At 64.7% G+C, this 19222-nt stretch carries 16 protein-coding genes; 8 read left to right on the forward strand and 8 right to left on the reverse strand.

The window, feature by feature from the left end; all coding sequences use genetic code 11:
- The first annotated feature begins 31 nt into the window (after window positions 1–31).
- From AC58EF_RS13250 to AC58EF_RS13260, 3 genes are read left to right on the forward strand one after another with little or no spacing between them, the layout of a single operon-like run.
- Window positions 32–451, forward strand: a complete 420-nt coding sequence (locus tag AC58EF_RS13250; protein WP_497276812.1) for a GlcG/HbpS family heme-binding protein — start codon at window positions 32–34, stop codon at window positions 449–451.
- 47 nt (window positions 452–498) lie between these two features.
- Window positions 499–1302 carry an SDR family oxidoreductase gene (locus AC58EF_RS13255; RefSeq protein ID WP_497276813.1) on the forward strand — a complete coding sequence of 268 codons (804 nt, stop codon included), beginning with the start codon at window positions 499–501 and terminating at the stop codon, window positions 1300–1302.
- A 56-nt stretch (window positions 1303–1358) separates the two neighbouring features.
- Window positions 1359–1874 (forward strand): nuclear transport factor 2 family protein, encoded by a 516-nt coding sequence (locus tag AC58EF_RS13260; RefSeq protein ID WP_497276814.1) that lies wholly within the window; start codon window positions 1359–1361, stop codon window positions 1872–1874.
- Window positions 1875–1943: 69 nt separating this feature from the next.
- Here AC58EF_RS13260 and AC58EF_RS13265 read toward each other — a convergent pair whose 3' ends face one another.
- The 6 genes from AC58EF_RS13265 to AC58EF_RS13290 all read right to left on the reverse strand — a co-directional run bounded on the left by AC58EF_RS13265 (window position 1944) and on the right by AC58EF_RS13290 (window position 7295).
- A complete protein-coding gene (locus AC58EF_RS13265; RefSeq protein WP_497276815.1) occupies window positions 1944–2741 on the reverse strand; it encodes an SDR family NAD(P)-dependent oxidoreductase in 798 nt (265 codons plus the stop codon).
- A gap of 4 nt (window positions 2742–2745) precedes the next feature.
- Window positions 2746–3537, reverse strand: coding sequence for an SDR family NAD(P)-dependent oxidoreductase (locus AC58EF_RS13270; RefSeq protein WP_497276816.1), 792 nt, complete (start codon window positions 3535–3537; stop codon window positions 2746–2748).
- Window positions 3538–3571: 34 nt separating this feature from the next.
- Window positions 3572–4645 (reverse strand): alkene reductase, encoded by a 1074-nt coding sequence (locus tag AC58EF_RS13275; protein ID WP_497276818.1) that lies wholly within the window; start codon window positions 4643–4645, stop codon window positions 3572–3574.
- Window positions 4646–4650: 5 nt separating this feature from the next.
- Entirely contained in the window at window positions 4651–5283 is a 633-nt protein-coding gene (locus AC58EF_RS13280) for a nuclear transport factor 2 family protein (RefSeq protein ID WP_497276819.1), read from the reverse strand.
- Between the two features lie 138 nt (window positions 5284–5421).
- Window positions 5422–6192: an SDR family NAD(P)-dependent oxidoreductase gene (locus AC58EF_RS13285; RefSeq protein WP_497276820.1), complete on the reverse strand. Its 771-nt coding sequence runs from the start codon at window positions 6190–6192 to the stop codon at window positions 5422–5424.
- 29 nt (window positions 6193–6221) lie between these two features.
- On the reverse strand, window positions 6222–7295 hold the full coding sequence (locus tag AC58EF_RS13290) for a Rieske 2Fe-2S domain-containing protein (protein WP_497276821.1): 1074 nt from the start codon (window positions 7293–7295) through the stop codon (window positions 6222–6224).
- 143 nt (window positions 7296–7438) lie between these two features.
- Between AC58EF_RS13290 and AC58EF_RS13295 the strand changes: the two genes are divergently transcribed.
- Window positions 7439–8182 (forward strand): helix-turn-helix domain-containing protein, encoded by a 744-nt coding sequence (locus tag AC58EF_RS13295; RefSeq protein WP_497276822.1) that lies wholly within the window; start codon window positions 7439–7441, stop codon window positions 8180–8182.
- 413 nt (window positions 8183–8595) lie between these two features.
- Here the strand turns inward: AC58EF_RS13295 and AC58EF_RS13300 are convergent, their stop codons facing one another.
- On the reverse strand, window positions 8596–9630 hold the full coding sequence (locus AC58EF_RS13300; protein ID WP_497276823.1) for a LacI family DNA-binding transcriptional regulator: 1035 nt from the start codon (window positions 9628–9630) through the stop codon (window positions 8596–8598).
- 274 nt (window positions 9631–9904) lie between these two features.
- On the opposite strand from AC58EF_RS13300, the gene AC58EF_RS13305 reads away from it, so the two are divergent.
- The 4 genes from AC58EF_RS13305 to AC58EF_RS13320 all read left to right on the forward strand — a co-directional run bounded on the left by AC58EF_RS13305 (window position 9905) and on the right by AC58EF_RS13320 (window position 18220).
- Window positions 9905–12622, forward strand: a complete 2718-nt coding sequence (locus AC58EF_RS13305) for a TonB-dependent receptor (RefSeq protein ID WP_497276824.1) — start codon at window positions 9905–9907, stop codon at window positions 12620–12622.
- A 125-nt stretch (window positions 12623–12747) separates the two neighbouring features.
- On the forward strand, window positions 12748–14520 hold the full coding sequence (locus AC58EF_RS13310; protein ID WP_497276959.1) for an alpha-amylase family glycosyl hydrolase: 1773 nt from the start codon (window positions 12748–12750) through the stop codon (window positions 14518–14520).
- An 11-nt stretch (window positions 14521–14531) separates the two neighbouring features.
- The gene (locus AC58EF_RS13315) at window positions 14532–16151 is read left to right on the forward strand and encodes an alpha-amylase family glycosyl hydrolase (protein WP_497276825.1); all 1620 of its coding nucleotides are present in this window, start codon (window positions 14532–14534) and stop codon (window positions 16149–16151) included.
- Between the two features lie 11 nt (window positions 16152–16162).
- Entirely contained in the window at window positions 16163–18220 is a 2058-nt protein-coding gene (locus AC58EF_RS13320; protein ID WP_497276826.1) for a glycoside hydrolase family 97 protein, read from the forward strand.
- Between the two features lie 78 nt (window positions 18221–18298).
- On the opposite strand, the gene AC58EF_RS13325 is transcribed toward AC58EF_RS13320, so the two are convergent.
- Window positions 18299–19174 (reverse strand): LysR family transcriptional regulator, encoded by an 876-nt coding sequence (locus tag AC58EF_RS13325; protein ID WP_497276960.1) that lies wholly within the window; start codon window positions 19172–19174, stop codon window positions 18299–18301.
- Between the last annotated feature and the right edge of the window lie 48 nt (window positions 19175–19222).

The following is a 19222-nucleotide window of genomic DNA, read 5'->3' on the forward strand; positions in this document are numbered from 1 at the left end:
GAATGGCTGGCAACATTCAAGGGGACAACCGATGGCAAGAATCGCAGACAGTATGACCACCGATCAGGCCGCCCGCGTGATCGCCGCTGCCATGAACCAAGCCACCATCATGGGCGTCGCGGCCAATATCGCAGTGCTCGATGCCGGAATTCACCTCAAGGGCTTCGTCCGGATGGACGGCGCGGTGCTCGGCTCGATCGACATCGCTTGTGGCAAGGCCCGCACCGCCGCGCTGTTCGCCATGAGCAGCGAAGCCGTGTGGGATTATTGCCAGCCCGGTGCGCCGGCACATAATCTGGAGGCCAGCAATGGCGGCCTGATGCCCTTCGCAGGCGGCCTTCCGCTCGAAGCCTCCGACGGCACGCTGATCGGCGCGGTCGGCGTCTCGGGCGGCGCCCCCTCCCAGGATTTCGCGATCGCCGAGGCCGCAATCGCCGCGCTCAACGGCTGAGTCAGTTCGATCGACCACCATCCACATTGCATGAAAGGATTCTCAAGATGACCAAGACCATCCTCATCACCGGAGCCGGATCGGGTTTCGCCGAAGCCGCCGCGATCGGCTTGGCACAGGCCGGCCACTCCATCATCGCCACCACGCAGATCAGCCCCCAGGTGGCCGCGCTGCGCACCAAGGTCGCCAGTCTCGGCCTCGACAATATCCGTGTCGAGAAACTCGACCTCACCGACCCCTATGACGTCGCCTTTGCGCAGAGCTTCGACATCGACGTGCTGTGGAACAATGCCGGCTATGGCGAGAGCGGCCCGGTCAGCGAAATCCCGCTCGACCTGTTCCGCAAAAATTATGAGATCAACGTCTTCAAGCCGCTCGAACTGACACAGGGCTTCATCAAGAAATGGGTCGCCCAGGGCAAGAAGGCGAAAATCGTCTTCACCTCGTCAATGGGTGGTCTGTTCACCCCGGCGGGCTGGGGCACGTATGTCTCGACCAAGCACGCGCTGGAATCCGTTGCCGAGGCGATCGCGCAGGAAGTCGCCGCCTTCGGAATCAAGGTCCAGACGATCAACCCCGGCGCATATCTGACCGGCTATAACGAGACGATGGCGGACACCGCCTTCCGCTGGCTCGACGACGCGAAGAACTTCACCAAGCGTGATGAGTTGCGCGCCACGTTCGACGCGCTGCTGGCGTCTCCGCAAGGTCATCTCGATCCGCAGGAGATGATCGACCGCATGATCAGGATCGTTCCCGCCGATACCGGCAAGGTCCGCAACGTCTGCCCGCAATTCGTCGAGGATATGTTGAAGGACGCGCAGGCCGCCGCCTGGACTGCGCAAATCTAACGCCCCATCGGAGCGGCGACCAGCCATCGCCGCTCCCACGATTTCGGAGATTCATCATGACCAGCAACATCCGTTTCCTGCCGCGCTTCGTTGCGCACGCCGCGCTTGGCCTGATCGCCACCGGCATCGGTATCCTCACCCTCACGCCCCGCGCACAAGCGCAGACCTCGGCAGAGAATAAGGCGGCGGTCGCAGCCAGGTTCGATGCGTGGAAAGCCGGAACCGGCACCCCGTTCGAACTGCTCGCTGACGAGGCCAGCTGGACGATCGAGGGTCATTCCGCCGTCTCGAAGACCTATCCGACCAAGGAGGATTTCCTCCGCGATGTCATCCGCCCGTTCAACGCACGGATGTCGGTCGGGATCAAGCCGGCAGTGCGCAGCATCACGGCCGAGGGCGATCGCGTCATCATCCTGTTCGACGCACGCGGCACCGCTCGCGACGGTCAAGCCTATGCCAACAGCTACGCCTGGTTCTTTCGCATGAAGGGCGGCCGCGTCGTCGAGGCCAACGCCTTCTTCGATGCCCATGCCTTTGACGATCTCTGGCGCCGCGTCATGCCCGCCGGATGACCGCTGCTGACCACTACCCACTTTAATGCACCGGAGGCGGCCTTGGGCCGCCTCCCTTTTGATGTAGGCTCAGGCGAACCAGGCGCCGCCGTTCACCGTGACGATGCTGCCGGTGGCAAAGCTGCCGTCATCGCCCGCCAGAAAGGCCACCGCGCCTGCAATTTCATCGGGATGGGCCAGTCGCCGCATCAGGCTGTCGGCCGCGATCGCATCCTTCAGTTCGGATGGCAGAGTGGCGTAGATTGGCGTTTCGGTGGCGCCGGGATTGACCGCATTGACGCGGATGCCGCGCCCGGCCAGTTCGCGCGCCATCGCCCGCGTCATGCCCAGCACCGCCGCCTTGGCCGCGCAATAGGGCACCGGGCCGTCGCCCTTCACCCCGGACGTGGAGGCGATGTTGACGATCGCGCCGCCCCCGCCCTGCCCGGCCATCAGACGCACCGCCGCGCGGCTGCACCGGAAGGCGCCATCGAGCGTCACCGCCATCACCCCCGCCCAGCCTTCATCCGAACAATGGATCGTCTGGTCGATGAAAACCTCTTCACCAGCCGCCTGTCGTGCCTGGGCGGCATAATATTCGGCCATGCCGTCGCCCGGCGCGCTGCCGCGCCCGGCATTGTTGACCAGCACATCGACACCGCCCAGCGCAGCCGTCACCTGCGCAAAAGCCGCATCGACAGACGCGCTGTCCCGCACATCGCCGGCGATGCCGACATGCGGCGCGGGCAGCACCGATCCCGCCGCCGCCGCGTCGAGATCCAGCACCGCGACTGTCGCCCCCTCCGCCGCCAGCCGCCGCGCGATGGCGGCGCCGATCCCCTGCGCGCCGCCGGTCACGACCGCACGTTTTCCCTTCAGCCTCTCCATGCGATCAATCCTCCACTTCGGGCCGCCAGGCGACGCCATTGATATGGCCACCGCCATCGGCGAAGAGGGTATTGCCGGTCATGTAGCCGCCGCCCTCGCTCGCCAGGAACAGAGCTATGGGGCCGATATCCGCCTCTGCATCGCCGAAGCGCCCCGCCGGCACCTGTTGCAGGATCGCGTCCGCCATGGCCGGATTGGCGGCGAAATAATCCTGCGCCTGCGGGCTGGTGGCGGAAGGGCAGATGATATTGCAGGTGATGCCGAACGGCCCCCATTCGACCGCCGCCGTCCGGGTCAGCGCGCGCATCGCTTCCTTGCTGGCATTATAGGCGACGGTGAACATATGCGCATTGACGCCGTTCAGCGACCCCAGGTTGATGACGCGGCCATAGCCCTGCGCCTTCATGATCGGGAAGGCCGCCTTCATCGCCCGGAAGACCGCATAATAGTTGAGCGCGAAGGCCCCTTCCATGTCCGCGTCACTATGCTTTTCGATGCGCTTGGGGAAACTGCCCCCGGCATTGTTGACCAATATGTCGAGCCGACCGAACCGGTCATGCGCGGCCTCGACCATCGCCTCCACATCCGCGCGCTGCGTCACGTCGGTCTGGAGGAAGACGGCGTCGACGCCATAGGTATTGCGCAGATGACGCGCTTCTTCTTCGCCCTGATCCGCCTTGCGCTGGGCGATGGCGACATGCGCGCCGGCCTGGGCCAGCGCACGGGCGATGCCCTGCCCCACACCCTGCCCGCCGCCGGTGACGAGCGCAGTGCGCCCTTCGAGCAATTGGCCCATCTGTCTCTCCTTCCTGGGATTGCGGTCGTCCGGCTCAGGCTTCCAGCGCCGGATAGTCGGTATAGCCTCTGCGGTCGTCGCCTGCGCCGGTATAGAAATGGGCGCGATCGCCCCTGGCCAGCGCCGTGCCGCGCCGGAAGCGATCCGGCAGGTCGGGATTGGCGATGAAGAGATAGCCGAAGGACACAGCCTCCGCCTTCCCTTCCGCCAGCACGGTCCGCGCCTTGTCCAGCGTCAGTCCGTTATTTTCGATGACCGCGCCACGCCAGTTTTCGCGCACGAGATCCAGCGCATCCCGCCCGTCGAGCGGAATATGGATCAGGTGGCAATAAGCAAGGCCCAGACCGTCCACCGCCTTCAGCAAAGCGGCATAGGTTTCGTGCGGGTCTGCATCGTCCATGCCGTTGAAGGTGACGCCGGGACAGATGCGAAAGCCCACGCGCCCCGGTCCGATCGCGGCCGCCAGCGCCTCCAGCAGTTCGACGACGAAACGGATGCGATTTTCCACCGACCCGCCATAGCGGTCGGTGCGCCGGTTACTGTTGGAGGAAAGGAACTGCATCGGCAGATAGCCGCTGGCACAATGCAGCTCTACCCCGTCCATTCCCGCCGCCATCGCATTGCGCGCGGCCGCCACATATTCGACAACGACCTGGACAATCTCGTCGGTCGTCAGCGCGCGCGGCAAAACGGTGTCGACCGGCACCCCGTCCGGCCCCGCTATCCTGTCCGGGCAGGGAATGGCGGAGGGCGCGACGGTGTCCGCATCGGCATCCTTGTTGGCCTGCACCGCGGCACGACCGACATGCATGATCTGCATCACGATCCGGCCGCCCGCATCATGCACCGCATCCGCGACCCGGCGCCAGCCGGCCACCTGCGCATCGCTGTGAATGCCGGGGGTGCGCCAATAGCCCTTGCCCGTGGGCGAAGGCTGCGTTCCTTCCGTCACGATCAGGCCAGCCCCGGCGCGCTGGCGATAATAATCGACCATGATGTCGGTCGGCACATCCCCCGGCCCCGCCCGGTCGCGGGTCATCGGCGCCATGACGATGCGGTTGGACAGGGGAATGTCGCCGAGCCTGATCGGCGAGAAAATGTCAGCCATGGCGCTCAGCTCCGCACGCGCGGGCGCGGCAAGGGCGCGCCACGGCGCATCGTTTCGATGAATGTCTCCAGCGGCGCGGGCGGCTCGACCGGTCCGTCATGCGGCTGACCCTGCCGGTCCCAATAGCGTTTCCAGCTGGGAAACAGATCGTGGAAGCTGCCATGATAGGGCGGCACACCGGGCCAGCGCATCTTGCGATCGCCGATCGGCGGCCTGTTGAGGTCGGTCGCATACCAGTAGAGCGGCAGGCGGCGACGGAAATACCAGCGTCCCTCGATGCGCTCATACTGGTCGAAATACATCATCTGCATGATGACCCAGTCCGCGCCGCTTTCATGCTCATTCTTGGAATAGACGATGCCCTGCGCATGATCGGGATCGTCGAAATCGATGATGTGACCGCCGATATGGTGCGACGTGCCGTCGAACTGCATCGAATGGGTTTCGTCGAACCAGTCGCGCAGCGCCTTGCGCCCGGTCTTGCCGCCGCCCACACGGACATCCAGCGGGAACAGGTTCACCCAGGCATCGGAATCGCGCATATCGAGCGCCAGCGCATATTTGGCCGGCAACTGGCGGATCGCATCCAGCGATTCCAGCCGGTCGATCCGCGCCAGCAGGCTTTCCGTGTCGCCCATCCTCTCATTCCCTTATGATTGCCCTCCCTCTTTCTCCCATTTCAGCCCTGGCTGGAACGCCGAATTAGCTCAAAGGCCATGACAAAATAGCTCATCATATTCCGACGGGGACGGCCTATCCGCCCCCTTTTCCGCAAGTCAGACGCCGAAGCCGCCGGCGACCGAAATCGTCTGCCCGGTGACATAATTGGCGTCGTCGGACGCCAGGAACACGGCGGCCTTGCCGATATCCTCCGCCTTGCCCCAGCGCTTGATCGGCAGCAGCTTTTTGACCTCGCGCTCCCAATTTTCGTCAAAATAGCCTTCTGCCTGGCCGACCTTGAACTGGCCCGCGTCGATCACGCCGACCAGCACCGAGTTGGCGCGGATCTCATGCACGCCTTCTTCCTTGGCGATGCCCTTGACGAGGGATTCGTTGCACGCCTTGGGCGCGACCGACAGCCCGTCGAGATGCGGCCACCAGTCATGCCCCCCCGATCCCAGATGCACGAAAGACCCGCCACCTTTCGCGCGGAAATGCGGGATGGCGATGCGGGCGGCATGATAGAAACCGAATGCCTCGATCTCCATGGACGCGCGAAACTGGTCAAGCGTCCAGTCGGCGATCGGAACCTGCGCGACGATCGGTCCTGCGCCCCAGACGATGCTGTGGACGCGCCCATGCGCTTCCACCGCGCCCGCAAAGCCGGATTCCAGTTCGTCATAGCTGCGGGCGTCCGCCCGGTGGATACTCGCCTTGCGACCCAGCGCGCGGATCTCGTCGGCAACGGCCTCCGCCACCGCCTGCTTGGAGCGATAGAAGATCGCGACGTCGGTGCCGGCCTTCGCGAACTCCAGCGCGACGCCCTTGCCGATGCCGCCGCTGCCGCCGAACACCGCGACGGCGCCTTCGGGAAATGCCCTGCTCATTCTCATCCTTCCTTTGCGATTATCCGATGTCATCCGGCCGCGTCGACCAGCCCGGGCGCCCCAGCTATGCCGTTCGTATGGTGCACGCCATGGGCGCGCGCCTGATAGTCCGCCGCTTTCGCACGCGGATTGTAGAATTGCCGGTACCAAGCCCGGTTGCGATGAAAGGGACCGTCGGTCGGCAGGCGCAATATCGCAAAGGCCGGGGCCTTGGTCTTCCAGATCGCGAAATCCTGCGAGAATGCAGCCAGACCCGCGCCATGATATTGGTCGCGCAGTTCGATGTCGTCGGCCGTGGGCGGGGTGTTGCGCGCGCGCGTGATGATGCCGTGCCAGACCTGCGTCACCCCATCCTCTTTGGGCGTGTGGCAGATGATCTGCACCGCGTCCGTCTCGCCGGAAAAGCGGGCGATGAGGATGCCGGGACCGGTGTAGAAGGCATCGACGTCCAATATGCCGTCCTTGCTGGTCATCGTCTCATGCCCGCCGCCGGACAATTGCCTGCCGGTCACGCCATCGAAGACGGAGTCGAAATAGGCAAGCTTCTGTCCGTGGATCGGCCCGAAATGGCGCGTGTCGACCAGATTGTCGATTATTTCCTGCGGATGGACCGGCAGCGTTCCCAGATCGTCATAATCGCCGCGAACCCACCCGGTATCCGCCCATTCGGGCAAGTCGGGCAGCGCATGATCGGGCGCCTCGCCTTCGGGATCATGCCAGGCGAAGATGCAGCCGAACGCTTCCTCGACCGGATAGGCCCGCACTTTGGCGGCCGCGGGAATGGCCCCTTCGAAATAGGGGATATGATCGCAGCGTCCGTCGGGTCCGAAGCGCCAGCTATGATAGGGACAGCGGATGGAATCCCCTTCGATCCGGTGCGCGGCGGCACCCGATGTCTGGTCGGCGGCCAGATGCGCCTGCATGTGCGGGCAATAGGCGTCCAGCAACACGATGCGTCCCGACGCACCGCGATAGAGGACCAGATCGCGGCCGAACATCCTGATGGCGGTCAGCGCGCCGGTCACATCGCTGGCGCGCGCCACCATCAGCCAGCCGCGCGGAAAGGTGAATGCGCCCAGATTATAGTCCGCCGTCTTCGCCATCCTCTTTCTCCCCGGCGAGGCGCATCGCTCGCCCTTGTCGTTCGCCGGAACGATGACGGCGTGAAAGGCCGCTGACAATCTGCTTGTCCTTTTTTCTATCCCTATATGATAGGATCACATCTTTTACCGATAGGATGGGGAAATTGACCAAGACGCGCCGGCCGGGGATAGCCACCATCCTCTCCGAACTGAGGCGGGAACTCAAAGCGCGCGGCCTGCGCGTCAGCCATCTTGCCGAGCAACTGGACGTCGCCGAACCCACCGTCTGGCGATGGCTGCGCGGCGACGGGCTGACGCTCGACCGGCTGGACGCGATCTGCGCCATCGCCGACATCGATCTGCGCGATCTGCTGGGGCGCGGCGACGACGAGCGGCAGGAGCGTTTCACCCTGGCGCAGGAGCGAATCCTGGCGGCCGACCGCGCGCTGGCGCTGGTCTTTTTCGCGCTGCTCCACGGCGCCCAGCGGCGCGATATCGAACGGGAGTTCGGATTGCCCGCGGAACGGCTGGACAGCCATCTCGACCGGCTGAAGCGGCTGGGCCTGATCGACAGCCCGCCGCGCGGGCGCATCCGCCCGAAGGTCCGGCGGTCGGTCCGCTGGCGGCAGGGCGGTCCCCTCTCGATCGCGTTCGAACGGACGATAAAGCCGCTCTTCATGTCGATGGACTTCGGATCGGCCGATGCCCTCTATGTGTCGGACATGGTGCCGATGAGCGCAAACGGACGCGCCCGCGTCCAGGCCCTGTTCGAGGCCTTGCGCGACGACATTCACATGATCGGGGAGCAGGAACAGGCTGCTCATCTGGAAGAGCGGCAATGGAGCGGCCTGCTGATGATGGTGCGCCCGTTCGACATCGACGAAATGACATCGGAATGGCGGGCATGACGATACCACCGCAGGCAATGGTTAACCGGTGTTCGGTTGCCAGGATTCTGCGCGCGGCCATTATTTGCCGTCGTTCGCGCGGCAACTGCGCTCCAAAGCCGTCATTTCCTCAACTGTCACCCCGGATTTGACCCGGGATCCATCCAGCCCTTCCTCTCGACGTCGAACGTAGCGCCGAATGGATCCTGACTTTCGTCAGGATGACGGTCGAGGGTAAATGGCGACAAGCGACCAAGAGCGGACCTTCATAGCCCCTCCCCTTCAGGTTCAAACGAGCCACGTGCCTCGTTTTAAGGGTTGGGGTGGGGGCGTGCCTCATAAAGCAGCGCTGGTGGGATAGCCCCCACCCCCGGCCCCTCCCCTGAAGGGGAGGGGAGAATGAAAAGCCGTCAATCGCTTAACCACCCTTCCCGTCACCCCCCGCTGCTCCGCCGCACCACCAGCCGCGCCGGCAGCATGTTCGGCGGCAGCGGCCGGTCCTCCACCTGGGCCAGCACCGTGCCGACCAGCAACTCACCCGCGCCCTTCATGTCCTGCATGACCGTGGTGAGCGGCGGGCTGGTCAGGCTGGCGGCGGGAATATCGTCGAAACCGACGATCGCCACATCCTGCGGCACCGTCAGTCCCGCCTCGGCCAGCGCGCGCATCGCGCCGATGGCGATCAGGTCGCTAGCGGCGAAGATCGCGTCGAACGCCGGGCCACGCGCGATCAAGGTCCGGGCGGCGGCATGGCCCGCATCCTCGGCGGTCAGCGCGTCCACCTGCAGCGCCGGGTCGGGCGCGATCCCCTGTCCCGCCATCGCCTCGCACAATCCACGATAACGATCGGCGAACTCGGGATAATGTTCGTCGGCATGTCCGAGGAAAGCGATCCGACACCGTCCCAAAGCCAGCAGATGTTCGCCCGCCAGCCGCCCCGCGCCGACATTGTCCGACCCCACGGTCGCGCCGATATTGGCGTCGCCCACCGATCCCCAGCGCACGAAATGTGTGCCTTGGCCCACCAGTTGGTCCAGCCGGCTCTTGTAGAGCGTATAGTCACCATAGCCGAGCAGGATCAGGCCGTCGGCGCGATGGCTGTCCTGGTAGCGAACATGCCAGTCATCCTCCATCTTCTGAAAGGAGATCAGCAGGTCCAGCCCCCGCGCCGCGCATTGGCGGGTGATCGATCCCAGCATCGACAGGAAGAAGGGGTTGATGTTGGATTCGTCGGGCGTCGGGTCTTCGAAAAAGAGCAGCGCAATCGTGTTAGACCGCTGCGAACGGAGCGAGGAGGCGTTCTTGTCGACCGAATAATTGAGTTCCCGCGCGATCGCCTCGATCCGCTGGCGCGTGGCGAGACTCACCGAGCGTGATCCGCGCAGCGCGCGGCTGACCGTCGGCTGCGACACCCCCGCCAGATAGGCTATGTCGAAGCTGGTCGGCTTGCTGCTGCGCTGGCGGCCCATCTGTGTCTCCCGCGCGATGTCTGCGCCGCAGCCATGGTAGAAGCCCAGCGAAAACAACGCAATTGCGTCCTTTCGCGCCGGTTCGCCCGTTGCATTCCGGTCACAGCCCGACAGCCTGCATAATATGCGTATACGTATGCCTTCTGGTCGCCTCGATCGAACGCAGCGTAAGAACGCCGTCACCGCGGGAAAGTGGCGCTGCACGACCACGCCCGCGACAGAAGATTTCGCACCGGCACAGAGGGTCCGTCCGGTGTCTCAGGGGAGAGGATAAGTGGCCAACCAGTTCGACCGCGCCCGCATGTTGGGCGCTTCCATCTTTGCCATCGTCGCGGCGACCGGCGCGACATCGGCCATGGCGCAGGATGCGCAGGGCGCTCCCCAGGCGGATGCCGCTGCGCCGCAGGGCGACGCCAACGACACGATCGTCGTCACCGGCTTCCGCGCCGCGTTGCAAAGCGCCGTCAACGTCAAGAAGAACGCCCAGACGATCGTGGAATCGGTGTCGGCCGAGGATATCGGCAAGCTGCCCGACGCATCGATCGGCGAATCCATCGCCCGCCTGCCGGGCCTGACGTCGCAGCGCCTGTTCGGCCGCGCCAATTCGATCGCGATCCGCGGTGCCAGCGCCGACCTGTCCTCGACCACGCTGAACGGCCGTCCGCAGACCTCGACCGGCGAACAGCGCAATGTCGAGTTCGACCAATATCCCGCCGAAGTCGTCAACCGCGTCGACGTCTACAAGACGCCGCAGGCCAACCTGATCCACCAGGGTCTGGTCGGCACCGTCGACATCCGCACCATCCGCCCGCTCGATTATGGCAAGCAGATGATCGCCGTGGGCGCGCGCGGCGTCTATACCGACCTGGGCAAGGTCAATGCCGACAGCAAGGACAAGGGCTATCGCCTGACCGGCACCTATGTCGACCAGTTCGCCGGCGACCGGATCGGCGTCGCCCTGTCGGTCGCCTATAGCGACGAACCCTATCAGTCGAAGGAGTTCGAGGCCTGGGGCTATGCCGACACCAGCGACGGCCGCAAGGTGATCGGCGGCGTGAAGCCCTTCGGCGTGTCGACGCAGCTCAAGCGCCTGGGCGTCCAGGGCAGCGTGCAGGTGCAGGCCACCGACACGCTGATGCTGACCTTCGACGGCTTCTACGGCGATTTCAAGGACAAGCAGATCAAGCGCGGCGTCGAAGTCCCGCTGTTCTGGAGCAGCGCCGTGCCCGTCGTCGGCAGCGAGACGACCGACGGCAATTTCATCAACAGCGGCACCTTCACCAATGTCGAGGCCGTGGTGAACAACCATGGCTATGAGCGCAAGTCGACCATCTTCTCGGGCGGCTTCAACGCCAAATATACCGGCGACGACGGCTGGTCGGCCAGCTTCGACTTCGGCTATTCGCGCACCGACCGCAACGAACTCTCGCTCGAATCCAACGCCGGCACCGGGCCGGGCGCGGGCAACGGCGCCACCGACACGCTGGATTTCGTCAGCGACCGCAAGGGCACGCATTTCACCAGCCATCTGCTGGACTATAGCGACCCCAATCTGATGGTGCTGACCGATCCGCTCGGCTGGGGCGCGGGCGCGCCGCTCGGCCATCAGGAAGGCTATTACAATAACCGCATCATCGACGACGAGATCAAGAGCTACCAGATCGAGTTCGGCAAGGAGAATGAGGGCAGCTTCCTGTCGAAGGTCACGGTGGGCCTTGGCTATACCGACCGCACCAAGTCGAAGACGCCCGAAGAATATGTGCTCAATCTGGCGAACGGTGCGACATCGCTGGTCCTGCCGGAACAATATCGCATGGACCCGACCGATCTCGGCTTCATCGGCCTCGGCCCGATCCTGAGCTACGATCCGTTCAAGCTGCTGGAGGATGGCGTCTACCAGAAGGTTTTGAACCCCAGCAAGGACGTGCCGGCCAAGGCCTATTCGGTGACGGAGCGCGTCATGTCCGCCTATCTGATGGCGAATATCAAGCAGTCGGTCGGATCGGCCGAACTGACCGGCAATATCGGCGTGCTCGCCCAGAATACCGAGCAGAAGTCGCGCGGTTTCATCAACCTCGCCGCCGCCGATCTGGTGCCGACCACGCGCGGCGCCAATTATTGGGACGTGATGCCCAGCGCCAATCTGTCGCTGCGCTTCCCCAGCGACTTCGTCATCCGCCTGTCGGGCGCGCGCGAAATCCAGCGCCCCCGGTTCGAGGATATGAAAGTCAGCCTCGACTATGGCTATAACACCGCCAGCGGGGTCATCACCGGCACCGGCGGCACGCCGACGCTGCGCCCCTATCGCGCCTGGGCGGCGGACCTCAATTTCGAGAAATATTTCGGCACCAAGGGCTATCTCGGCCTCCAGCTCTTCTACAAGAAGCTGGAAAGCTATGTGTATCGGGAAACCGTGCCGTTCGACTATACCGGCCTGCCCATCACCCTGCCGCCGGGCGTGACCGACTTCAACGGCACCATCACCAGGCCGCTCAACGGCCAGGGCGGCAAGCTCTATGGCTTCGAGATCGCGGGCACAGTGCCGTTCGAGGTGGTGACACCCGCTCTGGAAGGGTTCGGCCTGACCGGCGGCCTTGGCTATACCAAGACCAGCATCAAGCCGGGTGCCAGCGCCTCGTCCGAAGACCTGCCCGACTATTCGCGCTGGGTCGCCAACGGGACGCTCTTCTTCGAAAAATGGGGCTTCTCGGCGCGCGGTTCGGTCCGCTACCGTTCCGCCTTCGTCGGCCAGTTCGTGGGCTTCGGCGGCGAGCGGGAGTTGCGCCGGGCGCTCAGCGAAACCATCGTCGACGGGCAGATCGGCTATGATTTCCAGGAAGGCAGCGCGCTCCACGGCCTGTCGGTCTTCCTCCAGGGCCAGAATCTGACCGACGAGCCGTTCGTGTCGGTGGACCCCGGCGCGTCGATCCAGATCCGCAACTACCAGACCTATGGCCGCCGCTTCATGGCGGGCTTCAACTACCGCTTCTGATGTGTAGAGTGGCCCGGCGGCCTCTCAGCCGCAGGGCCCTCACGGGTTCAAGCAAAGGGATGCCCCTCATGGGTCGAACGGCCACGAACTTTCTCGTGACGGCCGCCGGGATGGCTGCGGCCTTGATGGGCACCATGACAGCACGCGCGGACACGCTGTCCGACCTGCGCGCCCGCACACCCGAACAGGAGATCGTCTATTTCGTCCTGCCCGATCGCTTCGCCAATGGCGATCCGACGAACGACCGGGGGGGCCTCAAGGGCGGCCCGCTCCAGACCGGCTATGATCCGACCTCGCGCGCCTTCTTTCATGGCGGCGACCTCAAGGGGCTGACGGCGAAGCTGGACTATATTCAGGGCCTCGGCGCGACCGCCATCTGGCTCGCGCCCATCTTCAAGAACAAGCCGGTGCAGGACGCCAAGGGGCAGGAAAGCGCCGGCTATCACGGCTATTGGGTGACGGACTTCACCAAGGTCGATCCCCATTTCGGCACCGACGCGGATTTCAAGGCGCTGGTCGACGCCGCCCATGCGCGTGGGCTGAAAGTCTATATGGACATCATCGCCAATCATACGGCCGATGTAATACGGTATAAGGAAAGCCCGACCAGCGCGGCGCCCTATCGCAGCAAGGCCGACTATCCCTGGTCGCGCCGGGGCGGTGCATCGGGCAAGCCGATCAACGATGGCTTCTCCGGCGACCATGACGGCAGCGCCGCCAACTGGGCGAAACTGGCCGATCCGTCCTTTGCCTACACGCCGGTCGTGCCCAAGGGCGAGGAAAAGGCCAAAACCCCCGCCTGGCTCAACGATCCCCTCTATTATCACAACCGGGGCGACACCGACTGGAAGGGCGAGAGTTCGCAATATGGCGATTTTGTCGGCCTCGACGATCTCGCCACCGAAGACCCGCGTGTGGTCGCGGGCTTCATCGACATCTATAAGGGCTGGATCGACCGCTTCGGCATCGACGGTTATCGCATCGACACCGCCCGCCATGTGAACGCTGAATTCTGGCGCGCCTTCATCCCCGCCATCCGCGCCCATGCGGCGGCGAAGGGCATTCCCAATTTCCATATCTTCGGCGAGGTGGCGACCGGCGACTATGACCCGGCGCTGCTCGCCAGCTGGACCCACAACGCCGCCTTCCCCGCCGTGCTCGATTTCGCCTTCATGCGCGCCGCCGTCGACGCGGCCAGCGGCAAGACCGGCACCGACATGCTCGCGCGCCTTGGCGATGATGATGTTCTTTACGAAGGCGGCAAGGCAGCGGCGCTGCAACTGCCGACCTTCCTTGGCAATCATGACGCCGGCCGCTTCGCTTATTTCCTGCGTCAGGCCAAACCCGACATGAGCGCGGACGAGGAACTGGCGCGCGTCCTGTTGGGTCATGCGATGCTGCTGACGCTGCGCGGCGTGCCGACCCTCTATTATGGCGACGAACAGGGCTTCGCCGGCACCGGCAACGACCAGCAGGCACGGCAGGATATGTTCGCGTCCAAGGTGGCCGAATATAATGCGGACCGGCTGGTCGGCACGCAGGCGACCACGGCGACCGATAATTTCAGCACTGACCACCCGCTCTATCGCGCAATCGCGAAGCTCGCGAAGGTCCGCCGCGCCACCCCCGCCTTGTCGCGCGGCGCGACGATCCTGCGCGCCAGTTCGGACAAGCCCGGCCTCTTCGCCGTTTCCCGCATCGATCCCGATACGGGCCGCGAGATACTGATCGCGTTCAATACGTCCGCAACGCCTTTTTCGGGCAATGTCGCGGTCGATCCGGCAAGCGGCGGCTTCACGTCGCTGGCCGGCGCCTGCCCGGCCGCGCCGCAAGCGCCGGGAAGCCTTGCCCTCTCCCTCCCCGCCTTCGGCTATGCCGTCTGCGCCGCCAAACCCTGATGGAAGACGCGATGACCTCTGAACCGACTGCCGCCACGACCTCAGCCGACCTCCCCTGGTGGAAAGGCGCGGTAATCTACCAGATCTATCCGCGCAGCTTTCAGGACAGCAATGGCGACGGCATCGGCGACCTCAACGGCATCACCCAGCGACTGGACCATGTTGCAAGGCTGGGTGCCGACGCCATCTGGATTTCGCCCTTCTTCACCTCCCCGATGCGCGACTTTGGCTATGACATTGCCGATTATTGCGATGTCGATCCGATCTTCGGCACGCTCGCCGATTTCGACGCGCTGGTCGCCCGCGCGCATGACCTTGGCCTCAAGGTCACGATCGATCAGGTCTACGCCCATACGTCCGACCTGCACGACTGGTTTGCGCAGAGCCGCGCCAGTCGCACCGGCGACAAGGCCGACTGGTTCGTCTGGGTCGATCCCAGAGAAGACGGTACCCCGCCCAACAACTGGCAGTCGGTCTTCGGCGGCCCGGCCTGGACCTGGGACGGCCGCCGCCGCCAATATTATATGCACCAGTTTCTGAGCAGCCAGCCGCAGCTCAACCTCCACAATCCGCAAGTTCAGGACGCGCTGCTGGACGCGATGCGCTTCTGGCTGGATCGTGGCGTCGACGGCTTCCGCCTCGACGCGCTCAACCATTCGATGCACGATCCACTGCTGCGCGACAATCCGCCCGCGCCCGACACCGGCAAGCCGCGCACCCGATCCTTCGACTATCAGATCAAGAAGTACAGCCAGTCGCACCCCGGCGTGGTCGACTTCATCAAACGCATTCGTTCGCTGTGCGACGAATATGGCGCGATCTTCACCGTGGCCGAAGTCGGCGGCGACCTCTCCGAAAAGGAGATGAAGGCCTATACGGCGGGCGAGAGCCATCTCAACAGCGCCTATGGCTTCAACTTCCTCTATGCTGACAAGCTGACGCCCGCGCTGGTCGCCGAAACGATCGAGCGCTGGCCCGACGAGCCGGGCCTTGGCTGGCCGAGTTGGGCGTTCGAAAATCATGACGCCCCGCGCGCGCTGTCGCGCTGGTGCGCGCCCGACGATCGCCTCGCCTTCGGACGGCTGAAGGCGATGCTGCTGGTCGCGCTGCGCGGCAACGCCATCCTCTATCAGGGCGAGGAACTGGGCATCACCCAGGTCGATATCCCCTTCGAACGGTTGCAAGACCCCGAAGCGATCGCCAACTGGCCGCTGACCCTGTCGCGCGACGGCGCGCGCACGCCCTTGCCGTGGACAGCAAATGCGGCGCAGGCGGGCTTTTCCGACGCCGAACCATGGCTGCCGGTCGGCGACGACAATCTCGCCCGCGCGGTCGACGCGCAGGAGGCGGACGCCGCTTCCCTGCTCCATCACACCCGCGCGATGCTGGCGCTGCGCAAGGCCCATCCGGCGCTGCGTCATGGCAATCTGGAGATATTGGTCGCGGACGAGCAACGCCTGCTCTTCCGCCGCAAGGCCGACGGCCAGTCGCTGCTCTGCCTGTTCAACCTGTCCGGGGAACCGGCCGCATGGCCCGAAGAAATCGCGCCGACCAACAAGGTGCTCAGCGCCGTCAATGGCGCCGCGCCGGGCACCCTGCCGCCCTTCGGCGCGCTGATGATCGAAGAATAAGGAGTTAGACCATGCCCCGTCCGATGCTGCGCGCCTGCGCGCTGGCCCTGCCGTTCATCCTCATGACTCCGGCCCTCGCGCAGGAAGCCCGCCCCTCCGTGACGGCCGCCTCGCCCGATGGTTCGATCGTCCTCACCGTCTCGACCGACAATGACAGCCGGCCCACCTGGTCGCTCTCGCGCAAGGGCAAGCTGCTGATTGCGCCGTCCAAGCTGGGCTTCATCCTGACCGACGGCCTCAACATGGTGCGCGGCTTTGCGATTGCCGGGTCGGACAAGGGCCAGGGCAATGACCGCTGGGAACAGCCCTGGGGCGAGCGCCGCTTCGTCACCGACCGCTATAATGAGGTGACGGTGCGCTTCCGCCAGTCGGACGTGCAGGGCGCGCGGCTGATGAACGTGCATTTCCGCCTGTTCGACGACGGGTTCGGCTTCCGCTACGAACTGCCGGAGCAACCCGGCCTCAAGACGATGAAGATCGCCGATGAGACAACCGAGTTCGACATCGCGCCCAAGGGGACGGCCTGGTGGATTCCGGGCGGCGAATGGAACCGTTATGAACAGGTATATCAAAAGACGCCGATCGACGCCGTTTCGACCGCGCACACGCCCATCACCATGCGGCTGGACGACGGCACGCATCTGAGCTTCCACGAAGCCGCTCTGGTCGACTATTCGGCCTATTGGCTGAAGCGCGCCTCGGGCCAGACCTTCCGCACTACCCTCTCTCCCTCGTCGCAGGGCGCGCGGGTGATCCGCGACCTGCCTTTCAACACGCCCTGGCGTTCCATCCGCATCGCCGACAGCGCGGCCGGGCTGGTCGAGAATGATCTGGAACTCAACCTCAACGAACCCAACAGGCTGGGTGATGTCAGCTGGTTCAAGCCCGCCAAATATGTCGGCATCTGGTGGGGCATGATCCGCGGCGACTGGACATGGGCCGAAGGGCCGAAACATGGCGCCACCACTATCCGCACGAAGCAATATATCGACTTCGCCGCCAAGCATGGCTTCCGTGGCGTGCTGGTCGAAGGCTGGGACAAGGGCTGGAACGGCGACTGGTTCGGCCATGGCGACGAATTCAGCTATACGGAGGCGACCCCCGACTTCGACCTGCCGGGCCTCGCCGCCTATGCGAGGAAGAAGGGCGTCCACCTGATCGGCCATCATGAAACCGGCGGCAATATCGCCAATTATGAGGCGCAGTTGGACGATGCGATGAAGCTCTATGGCGGCCTTGGCGTCGATGTGGTCAAGACCGGCTATGTCGCCGACGCCGGCGGCATCATCGCGCCGGGCGATCGGCCGGGCGAGACGCGCATGGAATATCATGACGGGCAGCGCATGGCGCAGCATCACCTGCGCGTCGTGGAAACAGCGGCCCGATATCATGTCGCGGTCAATGCCCATGAGCCGATCAAGGACACCGGCCTGCGCCGCACTTACCCGAACTGGGTCGGACGTGAAGGCGCGCGCGGCATGGAATATAATGCCTGGGGCGCCTTCGCCAACGGACCGGACCATGAACCGACCCTGGTCTATACGCGGATGCTGTCCGGCCCGATGGACTTCACGCCGGGCGTGCTGAGCCTGGAGGGCGCGGACCATGCGCCGCTCGCCTCGACTCTGGCCAAGCAGCTCGGCCTCTATCTCGCCCTCTATTCGCCGATCCAGATGGCGGCGGACTTTGTCGAGACGCTGGCGAAATATCCGAAGGAACTGGACTTCATCACCAAGGTGCCGGCCGACTGGAGCGAAAGCCATCTGATCGCGGGCGAAGTCGGCGACTATGCCATCTTCGCGCGCAAGGATCGCAATAGCGAGAATTGGTATGCGGGCGGCGTCAATGACGCGACCGCGCGGACGGTGACACTCGCCTTCGATTATCTGGAACCGGGCAAGAGCTACATCGCCACCATCTATAAGGATGGCGAGGGCGCGACCTATCTGACCGACGCGCGCCACAAGATCGCCTATGAAACCCGCACCGTGCGCAAGGGCGACCACTACGACCTGTGGCTGGCGCCGGGCGGCGGTGCGGCGATGCGGCTGGTGGCCTCTGGCAAGTAACTTCCTGAATCCGGCCTTTGAGGCCGGTCTCCCCAGCCGCCGGATCGGACTGCACGCCGATCCGGCGGCACCCTTTTTTCAGGGCCGGTCCGACAGCACCCTGCGCGCCGCCGTCACGATCGCGGGCGGCGATGCCGCCATCGCCTCGGCCGTCGCGGCATAGATGAGGCCGATCGTCCGCCGCAGGTCGAACCCCGCCAGTTTCGGTCGAGCGACATCCGGCGCCTGATAGATGTCGGGCATCAGCGTGATCCCCACCCCCGCCGCGACCATCTGCATCACCCGTTCGTCATTGACCGACCGATAGGCGAAATGCGGCCGCACGCCGCGCTCGGTGAAGAAGCGGCTGGTGTCCGACAGCGCTTCGCAATGGCGCCGCACGATCATCACATCCTCGTTCAGCGTTTCGGCCGCGACCGACGCCTGCCCCGCCGCCGGATGATCGATCGGCACCGCCAGCGCATAGCCTTCCTGCCTGAGCGGCTCCTCCAGAAAGCGGTCGCTGCCCCGTTCCACCAGGGTCAGCGCGCAATCGACCCGCCCTCGCGCGACATGGCCGAGCAGTTCCCGCTCCGTCCCCTCGACCAGTTCCAGCCGCGCCGCCGGATCGAGCAGCCGCGCTTCCCGCGCGATCGCCGCGATGGTCGCGCCGGGCAGGCTTTTCAACACCCCCATGCGCGTCAGCGGCCCCTGCCCCGTGCCCGCCATCGCCTGCTGCGCCAGGTTGAACTCGCCCTCGATCCGTCGCGCATGGGCCAGCAGCCGCGATCCCGCCTGGGTCAGTTCGACCCGATGGCCCGAGCGAAGGAATAAAGGTCCGCCCAATGCGCGTTCCAGCTTGGCGATGCCCACCGACAGGGTCGGCTGCGCGACATTGCAATGGGCGGCCGCGCGGGAGAAATTGCCCTGATCCACCACGGCCAGGAAATAACGGAGCTGATAGCGTTCTATCATAGATGCCATCTATAACAGACCCGAAAATCTTTCAATTTTGATTTGAGT

It is taken from the genome of Sphingobium sp. WR1, assembly GCF_059693745.1.

Excerpts from the sequence above, each read along its gene's own strand:
- AC58EF_RS13250 (WP_497276812.1), top strand. The coding sequence starts at position 32 with ATGGCAAGAATCGCAGACAGTATGACCACCGATCAGGCCGCCCGCGTG.
- AC58EF_RS13255 (WP_497276813.1), top strand. The coding sequence starts at position 499 with ATGACCAAGACCATCCTCATCACCGGAGCCGGATCGGGTTTCGCCGAA.
- AC58EF_RS13260 (WP_497276814.1), top strand. The coding sequence starts at position 1,359 with ATGACCAGCAACATCCGTTTCCTGCCGCGCTTCGTTGCGCACGCCGCG.
- AC58EF_RS13265 (WP_497276815.1), bottom strand. The coding sequence starts at position 2,741 with ATGGAGAGGCTGAAGGGAAAACGTGCGGTCGTGACCGGCGGCGCGCAG.
- AC58EF_RS13270 (WP_497276816.1), bottom strand. The coding sequence starts at position 3,537 with ATGGGCCAATTGCTCGAAGGGCGCACTGCGCTCGTCACCGGCGGCGGG.
- AC58EF_RS13275 (WP_497276818.1), bottom strand. The coding sequence starts at position 4,645 with ATGGCTGACATTTTCTCGCCGATCAGGCTCGGCGACATTCCCCTGTCC.
- AC58EF_RS13280 (WP_497276819.1), bottom strand. The coding sequence starts at position 5,283 with ATGGGCGACACGGAAAGCCTGCTGGCGCGGATCGACCGGCTGGAATCG.
- AC58EF_RS13285 (WP_497276820.1), bottom strand. The coding sequence starts at position 6,192 with ATGAGCAGGGCATTTCCCGAAGGCGCCGTCGCGGTGTTCGGCGGCAGC.
- AC58EF_RS13290 (WP_497276821.1), bottom strand. The coding sequence starts at position 7,295 with ATGGCGAAGACGGCGGACTATAATCTGGGCGCATTCACCTTTCCGCGC.
- AC58EF_RS13300 (WP_497276823.1), bottom strand. The coding sequence starts at position 9,630 with ATGGGCCGCCAGCGCAGCAGCAAGCCGACCAGCTTCGACATAGCCTAT.
- AC58EF_RS13310 (WP_497276959.1), top strand. The coding sequence starts at position 12,748 with ATGGGCACCATGACAGCACGCGCGGACACGCTGTCCGACCTGCGCGCC.
- AC58EF_RS13315 (WP_497276825.1), top strand. The coding sequence starts at position 14,532 with ATGACCTCTGAACCGACTGCCGCCACGACCTCAGCCGACCTCCCCTGG.
- AC58EF_RS13320 (WP_497276826.1), top strand. The coding sequence starts at position 16,163 with ATGCCCCGTCCGATGCTGCGCGCCTGCGCGCTGGCCCTGCCGTTCATC.
- AC58EF_RS13325 (WP_497276960.1), bottom strand. The coding sequence starts at position 19,174 with ATGATAGAACGCTATCAGCTCCGTTATTTCCTGGCCGTGGTGGATCAG.